Here is a 13590-nt window from a genome sequence, read left to right as displayed (position 1 = left end):
GACACACCACTAGCCGGCGTGGCGACTCGGTCGAGGCGGTCATTCCCGCGGCCACGGCCAGGCGCATCGGCGAGCGGGCCCGCGAATGGGATGCGACCTCGTTCATGGTGGTCCACGCCGCCCTCGCCGCGCTCGTCTCGCGACTGACTGCGTCCGACGACATCGCGATCGGCACCCCGATCGCTGGTCGCGGTCAGCAGGTGCTCGATCCGCTCATCGGCATGTTCGTCAACACCCTGGTGCTGCGCACCGGGGTGGATGCGGGAGCACCTTTCACCGATCTTGTCGCGTCGGCGAAGCAGTCCGACCTCGCCGCGTTCGCTAACGCGGATGTCCCGTTCGAGATCGTGGTCGACGCAGTCGATCCCGCGCGGTCCGAAGCGTTCGCGCCGTTCACCCAGATCTGGTTGACCTTCGATCAGCGGGCGGTACCGGAACTCGGTGGCAGCGATCTGCACGCCGGCGAGGTCGCCGGACTGCAGGTGGCGCCCTTCGAAGCGGGGCCGCCGCCGGCCCGCGTCGACCTGCTGGTGAGTGTCGTTCAGGGCGAAGGTGACGACGATTGGCAGCTGTCATTCGTTTATGCGACAGACCTCTTTGATGCCTCCACCATGGAGACTTTCGCCGGGTATCTCGTTGGTATGCTGGCCGCTGCCCTCGAAGACCCGACCGTCGCGGTCGGTGATCTGCCCCTGCAAGTAACGGAGCGTGAGCCCGTCATGGACCCGATCGCAGGCGAGCCGTCGGCTGCTATCGAGTATGCGGTCATCGACCCGCTCGACGGAGTCGGCGACGAGGTGGTGGTCAGTGGTCCCACTACTGAACCGGTCCTGTTGCGGGACCTGTTTGGCGAGGCTGCCACTAAGTGGCGTCCACGACAGGCCGTCGTCGACGCCTCGGGTGCGATGCTCACCTACGGTCAGCTCGATGAGAAGTCCAACCAGTTGGCGCGCTGGCTGATTGCGCAAGGAATCGGAGCCGAGTCGCTGGTGGCGCTGGCCATCGGACGGTCGGCATCCCTGCTCACCGCGATCTGGGCGGTTGCCAAGACCGGTGGCGGCTATGTGCCGATCGACCCCGACTATCCGGCCGACCGCATCGCCGCCATGGTCGAAGACTCCTCCGCAGTGCTCGGATTGACGAGCGGGGACACCGGCGAGCTGCCGGAACGCGGTTTCGACTGGGCAAAGCTCGACGACCCTGCGGTGCAGGCCGAGATCGACGCACTGAGTGCCGAGACGATCCCGGAGAGCGAACTGCTGCAGCCGGTGCGTGTGCACAACACCGCCTACGTGATCTTCACGTCGGGTTCCACGGGCCGCCCCAAGGGTGTGGCCGTGACCCACACAGGTCTGGCGAACTTCGCAGCTGAGGAACGTCGTCGGTCGAGCGCCGACGAATACTCGCGCGTGCTGGGCTTCGCGTCGCCGAGCTTCGACGCATCCGTGCTGGAGTACCTGCTTGCCACGGTGAGTGGCGGCGTCCTGGTCTACCGACCTTCGGAGGCGGTGGGCGGCCCGGTGCTGCAGCAGTACATGATGGCGCAGGCCATCACCCACACCTTCCTGACCCCGACCGTGCTCTCGACCCTTGAGTCCCCGGGACTGCCCGCGCTGCGCGTGGTCTACGCCGGCGGTGAAGCCGTACCGCAGGCACTCAAGGACGAGTGGGCGGTGATGCGGCGCATCCAGAACCTGTACGGGCCGACCGAGACGACCATCGGCATCACGATCAGTGAGCCCATGCAGATCGGTGCCCCGGTCTACCTGGGCGGACCGATCAACGGTGTCGGTCTGCTGGTGCTCGATCAGCGACTCAAGCCCGTTCCGCCGGGAGTGCCGGGCGAACTGTACGTGGTCGGCTTCGCCGCGTCGCGCGGCTACCTGTCGGATGCGGCACTGACCTCGGTCAGATTCGTCTCGAATCCGTACGGCATTCCGGGTGACCGGATGTACCGGACCGGCGACATCGTTCGCTGGCGTACCGACGATCTGGGTCAGCCTGTGCTCGAATACGCGGGCCGCAGCGACGATCAGGTGAAGCTGCGTGGCTTGCGCATCGAGCTCGGTGAGATCGAGGCCGCGCTCGCCTCGCATCAGCAGGTGAGTTCGGCGGTGGTCATCGGTGTCGGCGGCTCGGTCGCGACGGCGCTGGCCGGTTACGTTGTCGGCGACGCCGAAGCTATTGACGTCGGCGAATTGAAGTCCTTCCTGGCAGAACGGCTGCCGGCGCATATGGTGCCGGCGACGATTCAGGTGCTCGACTCGTTGCCGCTGACCCCGGTGGGCAAGCTGGATAAGCGCGCCCTGCCCGAGCCGGTGGTCGAAGTGGGCGAGTACGTCGCTCCGGAGGGGCCGGAGGAGACGGCGCTCGCCGAGGTGTTCGGCGAGATCCTCGGCATGGACGAGGTCTCCGTCACCGAATCGTTCTTCGACCTCGGCGGCAACTCGCTGTCGGCCATGCGCGTGGTCGGGCGTATCGCCGAGGTTCTCGACGTCGAGTTCTCCATCGCCGACGTCTTCGCAGACCCGACCGTCCGCGGCCTCGCCGCGGCGGTGGCCGACCGTGCGCCGGCGTTGCCTCCCGTGCTGCCTGCCGCCCCCCGACCCGACATGGTGCCGCTGTCGTTTGCGCAGCAGCGCATGTGGTTCATCAACCGTCTGGACCCCGCCGCGGGAACCTACAACATCCCCGCTGCCTTCCGGCTCCGCGGCGACGTGGACCGCGAGGCGTTGCGTGCGGCACTGCTGGATGTGGTGACCCGTCACGAGGTGCTGCGGACGGTGTTCCCGGATAGCGATGGTGTGCCGTACCAGTCGGTGACCCCGGTCGAGAAGGCGGCGGAGCTGCTCGATTGGCGAGTCGTCGACTCCGTGGAAGAGGTGTTCGCGGACCTGCGGACCGGCTTCGACGTGACCACCGAATTGCCGTTGCGGGTACGGCTGCTTGAAGAGAGCAGTGACTCCCTGGTGATGGCCGTGGTGGTCCACCACATCGCCTTCGACGGCCAGTCCTTCGGTCCGATGGTGATCGACCTGCTGACGGCGTACGCGGCACGCAGTGATGGGCAGCAGACGCCAGAATTCACTGCGCTGCCGGTACAGTACGCCGACTTCGCGGTGTGGCAGCACGAAGTGCTCGGTTCACCCGACGACGAGGCGTCGATTCTGGGACGGCAGCTGGCGTACTGGGACCAGGCCCTGGCCGGTGTGCCCGATGTGATCGAGCTGCCGACCGATCGTCCGCGGCCGCCGGTGTTCTCCTCGCGCGGCGACCAGGTGCAGTTCGCGATTCCCTCGGAGCTGGGAGCTCGGTTCGACGAGTACGCGGCACAGACCGGTTCCTCTCGCTTCATGGTGCTGCACGCGGTGTTCGCGGCGTTGCTGGCGCGGATGTCTGGTTCCACCGACGTTGTGTTGGGTACGCCGATCGACAGTCGTGGTGCGCGCGGCCTGAACGCACTGGTGGGCATGTTCGTCAACACGTTGGTGTTGCGGACCGAGATCGACCCGTCCGAATCGTTCGACGTGTTGATGGCTCGGACCCGCGAGGCCGATCTGGGTGCATTCGCGCACGCCGATGTGCCGTTCGAGTCGATCGTGGACGCGATCGATCCGGTGCGCAGCGAGGCGTTCTCACCGCTGGTGCAGGTGATCCTGTCGGTCGACCCGATCACCGAGGCTACGGACGAGGCGACCGTGGCGGGTGTGACGATCGAACCGTTGGAGTCGGTGGAGACCCCGGCGCAGATGGACTTGAATCTGACGATCTCGGCGGATGAGGGTGACTGGACGGCGCTGCTGACGTACCCGACGGCGCTGTTCGATCGCTCGACGATCGAGGCTCTGGGCGAGCGCTTCATTCGCCTCGGCGACGGCCTGCTCACTGACCCGGCAGTCCCGGTCGGTGACGTGGACCTCGCTGATGAGGCCGAGGCCGATCGCCTTCTGGCAGCTTCGGCGGGTCCGAGCGAACCGGTCCTGAACGAGTCGATCGCGGACGCGGTCTTGGCTCAGGTGGCGGCCAAGCCGGACGCGGTTGCCCTGGTGACGGGCGACCGGGAGTTCTCGTACGGCGAGTTCGGTTCCCGGGTCGGTGAGTTGGCGCGGATTCTGATCGCTGCTGGGGTGGGTCCGGAGACCGCGGTCGGTGTGGTGATGGACCGCTCCGCAGAACTCGTGACTTCAGTCCATGCGGTGATGGCCTCCGGTGGCCAGTACGTGCCGATTGCGACCGATTCGCCGGCTGAGCGCGCCGAGTACGTGGCCTCAACCGCTGGTGTTCAGCTCGTACTGGTTGCCAACGGTGCCGAGGTCCCCGAGTTCGTCGCCGGATTGAACGTCCCGGTAATCGAAGTCGATTGCTCGAGCGAGCTTGCTGCCGACGCCAAGCCGTTGGATCCGTCCGAGCGTCTTGTTCCTCTGCGTGCTTCGGACGCCGCCTACACGTTGTTCACTTCGGGTTCGACGGGTCTGCCGAAGGGCGTGACGATTCCGCATGGTGCGGTGCGCAACTTTGTGGCGTGGTTCGACCAGACTGTTCCGGCCGGCGATCAGCGTCTGCTGTTTAAGACTCCGCATACGTTCGATGCGTCGGTGTTGGAGTTGTTCTGGCCGCTGGTGGCGGGCCAGACGATGGTGATCGCTGATGCCGGGGGCGAACGCGATCCGCAGTACTTGGCGGACGTGATGAACGCTGCGGACGTGACCGTTGTGCAGTTCGTCCCGTCACTGCTGGCTGCGTTCTTGGACATCGTCGGCGATGAGCCGCTGTTGCCGAATCTGCGGGTGTTGTTCTCCGGTGGTGAGGCTTTGCCGCCGGCGGTGGCGAGGGATTTCCGTCGCCGGGTGCCGCAGGCGAAGGTGGTGAATCTGTTCGGTCCGACCGAGGCTGCGGTGTACACGATGTCGGCGGTGCTCGACGAGGTCGATCAGATCGTCCCCATCGGTGCGCCGATGGCCAACACCACGGCCTTCATCTTGGATTCGCGATTGCATCCGGTTCCTGATGGTGTGGCCGGTGAGTTGTATCTGGGTGGTGTGCAGTCCGCGCGTGGTTATGCTTCGCGTCCGGATCTGACGGCTGAACGCTTCATCGCCGATCCGTTCGGTGAAGCCGGTTCGCGTCTCTACCGCACCGGTGACTTGGTGAAGCGCAGCAGCGCCACCGGCGATCTCGAGTACCTGGGTCGTACTGATTTCCAGGTGAAGTTGCGTGGTCAGCGTCTGGAGCTCGGTGAGGTCGAGTCCGCGATCGCCGGACTCGACGGTGTGGTGCATGCCGCGGCTCGTGTGGTCGAGGGCCCGGCGGGTGATCAGCTGGTCGGTTATGTCGCGCCGGCGTCGGTCGATACCAACGCCATCGCCGTTGAGCTGGCCAAGCAGCTGCCGGAGTACATGGTGCCCACGGTGTGGGTGGCGCTCGAAGCGATGCCGTTGAATACGGCGGGCAAGGTCGATCGGCGTTCGCTGCCGGATCCGGCGTTCGAGGCCGTGGAGTATGTGGCTCCCGCAACGCGGAACGAGAAGACCGTGGCCGCGGTGTACGCCGACCTACTCGGCGTCGATCAGGTCTCGGTGACCGAGAGCTTCTTCGACGCCGGCGGTAACTCGCTGGCTGCGATGCGCTTGGTCGCGCGCGTCAGCGATGCGCTGGGAGTGCAGGTCTCCGTACGCGATGTGTTCGACGCGCCGTCGGTGCGGGAACTCGTTGTGGCGGTGGCTGATCGGGCTCCGGCGTTGCCACCGGTGACGGCGGTCGTGCCGCGCCCAGCTCAGATTCCGCTGTCGTTCGCGCAGCAGCGGATGTGGTTCATCAACCGGTTCGATCCGGACGCTCCGACGTACAACATTCCGGCGGTGCTGCGGATCAGCGGCGGCTTGGACGTGGCGGCGTTGCGGGCGGCGTTCGCCGATGTGGTGGCCCGCCATGAGGTGCTGCGGACGACGTTCCCGGATGTCGACGGCGTCCCCGTCCAGGTGATCGCTCCCGACTCTGCGGTGGATCAGGACCTGCCGTGGTCGCAGGTCGATTCCGAGGCGAAACTGTTCGCTGCTGTCAGCGAGGGCTTCGATGTGTCGGCTCAGTGGCCGATTCGTGCGGTGATCTGTCCGGTCGGCGGGGATGAGTACTTGTTTGCTGTGGTGGCGCACCATATCGCTATCGATGGTGAGTCGATGGGCCCGCTGGTAGCCGATGTGCTGACCGCGTATGTGGCTCGGGCGGCCGGACAGCAGCCGCCGTTTGTGCCGTTGCCGGTGCAGTTCGCGGACTTCGCGATCTGGCAGCGTGAGGTCTTGGGTTCGCCGGAGGACGCCGAGTCGCTGCTGGGTCGTCAGCTGACCTTCTGGCGGTCACAGTTGGCCCAGCTGCCGGATGTGCTGGAGTTGCCGGCCGATCGGAAGCGTCCGGCGGTCGCCTCGTACCGCGGTGCGGAACTGGGCTTCGAGATTCCGGTGCCGGTGGCCGAGCGGGTTGCCGCAGTGGCTGCCGAGCACGACGTGACCCCGTTCATGGTGGTGCACGCCGCTCTCGCGGTGCTGCTGGCGCGCCTGTCGGCCACGAGCGATATTGCGATCGCGACGCCGATCGCTGGCCGAGGTCAGGCCGAGCTGGATGCGCTGATCGGTATGTTCGTCAACACCCTGGTCTTGCGGACCCAGGTCGAGTCCGGGGTGTCGTTCACCGATTTCCTGCACCAGGTGCGTCGGGTTGATCTGGATGCGTTCGGGCATCAGGACGTGCCGTTCGAGGCCGTGGTCGATGCGGTCGATCCGGTCCGCAGTGAGGCGTTCGCGCCGCTGGCTCAGGTGATGCTCTCGTTCGATCCGGGCGCCTCGGTGCGCGGGATCGACGCGCAGGTCGAAGGCTTGCGGGTCGCGGGTGTTCCCGATCCGTTCGTGCCGGCTCAGTTCGACCTGACCTTCCGCGTGACGACGAGTCCGGACACGGGATGGTCCGGCAAGGTCGTGTACGCAACGGATCTGTTCGATCCGGCAACGGCCACGTGGCTCGGTGATCGCTTTGTGTCAGTGCTTGATGAGTTGACTGCGCAGCCGACGGCCGCTGTCGGGGACGTTGCGCTGCTGGGCGTTGGCGAACGAGCCGCGGCATTGGCTGCGTCGTCGGGTCCGGTGACCCCTCGACAAGCTCGGGGAGCGGGAGGTGCCGCCCTCGCGGATGCTGTTGCTGTGCAGGTGGCTGCGACTCCGGATGCTGCGGCGTTGGTGTTTGCCGGTCGTGTGGTTTCGTACGCCGAGTTCGGTGCCCGGGTTGCGGTGTTGGCGCGTGAGTTGATTGCTGCGGGTGTGGGCCCGGATGTTGCGGTGGGTGTGTGTATCGACCGCAGTGTGGAGTTGCTGGTCGCCATTCATGCGGTCACTGCCGCGGGTGGTCAGTATGTTCCGGTAGATACCGGCGCTCCTGCTGAGCGTGCCCGCGTCATGCTTGAGACCGCCGGTGCTGGTGTGGTGCTGGTGGCTGCTGGAACCAGCCCGGAGCCGGTTGCTGATCTCGTTGGGGTGCGTCTGCTGGAGGTGGATGCTTCCGGTGAGGTCGACCTGGCGGTTTCTCCGGTGGCTGATGTTGAGCGTTTGTCGCCGGTGCGGCCGGAGTCGGCGTTGTACACGTTGTTCACGTCGGGTTCGACGGGTGTGCCCAAGGGTGTGACGGTGTCGCATGGTGCGGTGCTCAACCGACTGCGGTGGGGCTTGGCTGCTTTCCCGTGGACATCCGGTGATCGAATCATTTTAAAGACGCCGTACACCTTCGATGTGTCGGTGCCCGAACTGTATGCCCCGTTGATGGCCGGTGCGACCGTGGTGATTGCGAAGCCGGATGGTCACCGCGATCCGGGCTATATCGCTGACCTGATTGTCGAGTCGCAGGCGACGTCGGTGCACTTTGTGCCGTCGATGTTGTCGGTGTTCCTGGATGTGGTGGATCGGGAGAAACTTGCGTCGTTGACGTCGCTGCGGTGGTTGTTTGCTTCGGGTGAGGCGTTGCCGCCGGCGACGGTGAAGGCTGCGCACGAGATCTGGCCGGGCATCGGGATTCATAACCTGTTTGGTCCGACCGAGGCTGCTGTGGAGGTGGGTTGGGCTGATGTGTCTGACGCACCCGATGTGGTGACGATCGGGCGTCCGGTGTGGAACACCTCGATGCTGGTCTTGGATGATCGTCTGCGGCCGGTCCCTGATGGTGTGCCGGGTGAGTTGTATCTCGGTGGTGTGCAGATCGCGCGTGGCTATGCGGCGGCGCCTGCGTTGACGGCGGAACGTTTCATCGCTGATCCGTTCGGGGAGGCTGGTGCTCGGTTGTATCGCACCGGTGATCTGGTGCGCCGCAACAGCTGTGGCGATCTCGAGTATTTGGGTCGTACGGATTTCCAGGTGAAGTTGCGTGGTCAGCGTATTGAGTTGGGTGAGATCGAGTCGGTGATCGCGGGTGTGCCGGGTGTGGTGCATGCGGCGGCGATGGTGGCGACTGCGCCCGCGGGGGGTGAGTTCCTGGTCGGGTATGTCTCACCGGCGTCGGTCGATTTGGATGCGGTGAAGGCGCACGTGGCGGCATCGTTGCCGGAGTACATGCGCCCGAGTGTGTGGATGCTGCTTGAGGACGTCGAGCTCAACAGTGCGGGCAAGCTGGATCGTCGGGCGTTGCCCGAGCCGGATCTGTCGTCCACTGCAGTCGAGTACGTCGCACCCGAGGGTGAGGCCGAAGAGGCTTTGGCTGCAGTGTTCGCGGACGTGCTCGGCGTGGAGCGGGTCGGGGTCACCGAGTCGTTCTTCAATATCGGTGGTAACTCGCTGTCTGCGATGCGCGTGGTCGCACGCGCGGGTGACGCACTCGGTGTGGACCTGTCGATCCGGGACCTCTTTGATCACCAGACGGTACGAGAACTCGCGGCCGCCGCGGCTGACCGTGCTCCAGCGCTGCCGCCGGTGACCGCCGTCGTACCGCGTCCGGAGACGATTCCGCTCTCGTTCGCGCAACAGCGGATGTGGTTCATCAACCGACTCGAGCCGGATGCTCCGACGTACAACATTCCGGCGGCGTTGCGTTTGTCCGGTGACGTAGACATTGCGGCACTGCGTTCGGCGGTTGCCGATGTGGTGCGTCGTCACGAGATTCTGCGTACGAGCTTCCCGGATGTGGCTGGTGTTCCGGTTCAGGTGATTGCACCTGAGGCATCGGTGGATGGGGATCTGCCGTGGACTCAGGTGGGGTCGGTGGAGGAGTTCGGCGCGGCGGTGGCTGCTGGTTTCGATGTGTCGAGGCAGTGGCCGATTCGTGCGGTGGTCTTCCCGGACGGTGACGATTATCTGTTTGCCGTGGTGGCGCACCATATCGGTGCGGACGGTGAGTCGGTGTTGCCGTTGATGACCGATGTGTTGACTGCTTACGCTGCGCGTGCGGCCGGTGAGGTTCCGGTATTCGTGGAGTTGCCGGTGCAGTTCGCCGATTATGCGATCTGGCAGCGTGAGGTGTTGGGTTCGCCGGAGGATGCGGATTCGGTGCTGGGCCGGCAGCTTGCTTTCTGGCGAGAGGCGCTTGCTGGTGTCCCGGATGTGTTGGAGTTGCCGGCCGATCGTCCGCGCCCGGCTATCGCCACGCATGTGGGAACCAAGGTTGGCTTCACGATCCACTCGGAGACAGCCGCGCGTATCGGGGAGTTGACGAGCGGCTCGGGACTGACGCCGTTCATGGTGGTCCACGCAGCTCTTGCAGTGCTGCTGGCGCGACTCTCTGGCACTCAGGACATTGCGATCGCGACGCCGACCGCTGGCCGCGGTCAGGCTGAACTCGATGCTCTGGTGGGCATGTTCGTGAACACGTTGGTGTTGCGTGCCCAGGTCGATTCATCGAAGACATTTAGTGACCTGCTCGCTGAGGTGCGGGTTTCCGATCTTGCGGCGTTGGCTCATGCGGATGTGCCGTTCGAGTCGGTGGTCGAGGCGATCGATCCGGTGCGTAGTGAAGCGTTTTCGCCGTTGGCGCAGGTGATGCTCTCATTCGACCCGGGTGCGTCGGCGGCTCAGGCGGACGTGCAGATCGCCGGTATCACGGCGCAGCAGTTGCAGGCGCCGGTCACCCCGGCCCAGGTGGATGTGGCCTTCACCGTGTCGTCGGCCCCGGCCGGACAGGATTGGTCCGGTTCGGTGATCGCTGCGCCGACCTGTTCGACGAGTCGACCGCGCAGTGGCTGGCTGATCGTTTCGTGGCGCTGCTCGGCGAGCTGACTGCAGAGCCCGCCGCTGCCGTGGGCGACGTGGCGTTGCTCGATGCGGGTGACCGTGCCGCGGCATTGGCTGTGGCGACCGGACCGGTGATTGATGTCCCGGCTGGCTCGGTTGCTGATGCTGTTGCTGTGCAGGTGGCTGCGACTCCGGATGCCGCGGCGTTGGTGTTTGAGGGCCGTGAGGTTTCGTACGCCGAGTTCGGTGCCCGGGTGGCAACGTTGGCGCGTGAACTGATTGCCGCGGGTGTGGGCCCGGACGTCGCTGTTGGTGTGTGCATTGATCGCAGCGTGGAGTTGCTGGTCGCCATTCATGCGATCACCGCTGCCGGTGGCCAGTATGTGCCGGTCGACATCGCGGCGCCGGTTGAGCGTGCCCGGGTGATGCTCGATACGGCGGGCGCCCAGGTCGTGCTGGTCGCTGCGGGTACCGCGCCGGAACCGGTCGCCGGCTTGGAGTCGCGGGTTATCGAGGTCGACGGAGCCGCTGAGGTTGATCTCTCGGTTGCTGCGGTGACCGATGCTGAGCGCCTCGCGCCGTTGCATGGTGACAGCGCGTTGTACACGTTGTTCACGTCGGGTTCGACGGGCACCCCGAAGGGTGTGACGGTCTCGCATGAGGCGGTGCTGAACCGTCTGGTGTGGATGCGTGACGACTACGGTCTTGCCGCGGATGCTCGGTTCTTGCAGAAGACGCCGTACACGTTCGATGTGTCGGTGTGGGAGTTGTTCTTGCCGCTCCTGATCGGTGCGCCTCTTGTGATTGCTCGTCCGGATGGGCATCGGGATCCGCAGTACTTGGCGTCGGTGATCGCTGAGGAGCAGGTGTCGGTGGTGCACTTTGTGCCGTCGATGCTCTCGGTGTTCCTCGATGTGGTCGGTGACTGTGTCGCGGCGTTGACGTCGTTGACCGAGGTGTTCACGTCGGGTGAAGCTCTGGCGCCGGCGATTGCGCAGGAACTGCTGACGGTGTTGCCGTCCACGGAACTGCATAACCTGTATGGCCCGACCGAGGCCGCGGTCGATGTGACTGCCGTGCAGGTGTTGCCGGGCGATGAGCTCGTCACCATCGGGCGTGCGGTCGCCAACACGACCGCTCTGGTTTTGGATGATCGTTTGCAGCCGGTCCCCGATGGTGTGCCGGGCGAGTTGTATTTGGGTGGTGTGCAGATCGCGCGGGGTTACGCTGCTGCGCCCGCGTTGACGGCAGAACGTTTTGTCGCTGATCCATTCGGTGAGCCGGGTTCGCGTCTGTATCGCACTGGTGACCTGGTCAAGCGCCAGGCCGGTGGCGATCTCGAGTACCTGGGTCGTACCGATTTCCAGGTGAAGCTGCGTGGTCAGCGTATCGAGCTTGGTGAGATCGAAGCGGTGATCGCCGGGGCTCCCGGTGTGGTGCATGCCGCAGCAACGGTGGCGCAGGCTTCGACCGGTGGCGAGTTCCTGGTCGGTTACGTCTCACCGGCGTCGGTGGATCTGGATTCGGTGAAGGAGCATGTGGCGGCGGTGTTGCCGGAGTACATGCGACCGTCTGTGTGGACGCTACTCGACGAAGTGACGCTGAACTCGGCGGGCAAGTTGGATCGTCGGGCGCTGCCCGAGCCGGATCTGTCGTCGACGCAGGTCGAGTACGTCGCACCCGAGGGCGAGGCCGAGGCGGCTTTGGCGGCGGTGTTCGCCGGTGTGTTGGGCGTGGATCGGGTGTCGGTGACCGAGTCGTTCTTCGATGCGGGCGGCAACTCGCTAGCGGCGATGCGCCTGGTCGCCCGCGCGGGTGAAGCACTCGGTGTCGAGTTGTCGATCAGGGATCTGTTCGATGCGCCCACAGTGCGCGACCTGGTCGCGGCGTCGGTGGGCAAGGAAGTGGCGTTGCCGCCGGTGACGGCGGCGGCGCCGCGTCCGGACCGGATCCCGCTCTCGTTCGCGCAGCAGCGGATGTGGTTCATCAACCGACTCGAGCCAGAACTGGCGACGTACAACATCCCGTTTGCTCTCGAGGTGAGCGGTGATCTCGACGTCGACGCACTGTATCGAGCGGTCCTCGACGTCATCGAAAGGCACGAGATCCTGCGCACGACGTTCCCTGTGGCCGATGGTGACCCGTACCAGCTGGTGCATGCGGCCGGTTCGCGTGAAGCCGAACCCGACTGGGCTGCGGTCGACGACGAAGCGGCGCTGCGCCAGGCGGCGATGACGGGCTTCGACGTCACGACTCGGCCCCCGCTGCGCATCCGCTTGTGGGAGCGCTCCCCGGGCGAGTGGCTGTTCGTCGCGGTACTTCATCACATCGTTGCCGACGGTGAGTCGATGGGTCCCCTGGTCGGCGACGTTGTCGCCGCCTACGCCGCGCGGGCGGAAGGCCGCGCGCCGGAGTTCGAGCCGTTGCCCGTCCAGTTCGCAGACTACGCACTCTGGCAGCGCCGTGAACTGGGTGATCCTTCGGATCCGGCGTCCGTCGTCGGCCGCCAGCTGGAGGTGTGGGAACGCGACCTGGCCGGACTCCCGGGTCTCGTGGAGATCCCGGCGGATCGCCCCCGCCCGCAGGTCGCCTCGCACCGTGGCGCCACGTACACCACCGAGATCCCACACGCGATCGGTGACCGGATCGAGGAACTCGCGCGCCAACGCGGCGTGACGCCGTTCATGGTGGTTCACGCGGCACTCGCAGTGCTGATTTCACGTCTTTCGGCGACGGCCGAGATCGCGATCCTCACGCCGATCGCCGGTCGCGGACAGCGTGAACTCGATCCGTTGATCGGCATGTTCGTCAACACGCTGGTGCTCAGGACCGACATCAACTCGTCGATGAGCTTCGACGCGTTGCTGTCGGAGGTGCGCGGTACCGACTTGGAGGCGTTCGCGAATGCCGACGTGCCCTTCGAGTCACTCGTCGAACGGCTGAACCCGGTGCGCTCGCAGGCGTTCACACCGCTCTCGCAGGTGATGTTGACGGCGGGGCCGGGCTCCCGGGACGCAGAACCGTCCGCAGGCGACATCGATGGGCTGCACATCCGGCCGGCTACCTCTGGGGTGACACCCGCCCAGGTCGACCTCACCTTCGACGTTCGATTCATAGCGGACGGGCCGTGGGCACTGTCGGTCGTTTATGCGACAGATCTCTTCGATGAAACGTCGATTACTACACTGAGTAGAAGATTCATCGCCGTCGTCGACGAGCTGACGGAGAATCCGTATTCTGCAGTGGCGTCTCCGCGACTGTTGGATGAGGCCGAGACCGAGCAGATCACGGCCTGGTCGACGGGCGGCGACGGTCCGCACGGTGTGCACACCGTGCCTGCCCTGGTCGATTCGTGGCCGAACGGCGACGGGTGACGATATGACGTCGAAGGAGG

The 13590-nt window shown here is 65.5% G+C and carries 1 protein-coding gene and 1 pseudogene; both read left to right on the top strand.

Annotated features, from left to right (window positions below):
• Positions 1-11: 11 nt before the first annotated feature.
• A pseudogene (locus MUG78_RS02685) lies at positions 12-10241 on the top strand (non-ribosomal peptide synthetase); the annotation flags it as partial.
• Positions 10148-13570: a non-ribosomal peptide synthetase gene (locus MUG78_RS02680; RefSeq protein ID WP_246991952.1), complete on the top strand. Its 3423-nt coding sequence runs from the start codon at positions 10148-10150 to the stop codon at positions 13568-13570. The pseudogene MUG78_RS02685 and the gene MUG78_RS02680, both read left to right, overlap by 94 nt.
• Positions 13571-13590 lie beyond the last annotated feature (20 nt).

The sequence above is a fragment of the Gordonia alkaliphila genome, from assembly GCF_023017165.1.
In the GTDB taxonomy this organism is placed as follows: Bacteria; Actinomycetota; Actinomycetes; order Mycobacteriales; family Mycobacteriaceae; genus Gordonia; species Gordonia alkaliphila.
The sequence above is the reverse complement of the archived record's forward strand: the minus strand, read 5'-3'. Positions and strand labels throughout refer to the sequence as shown.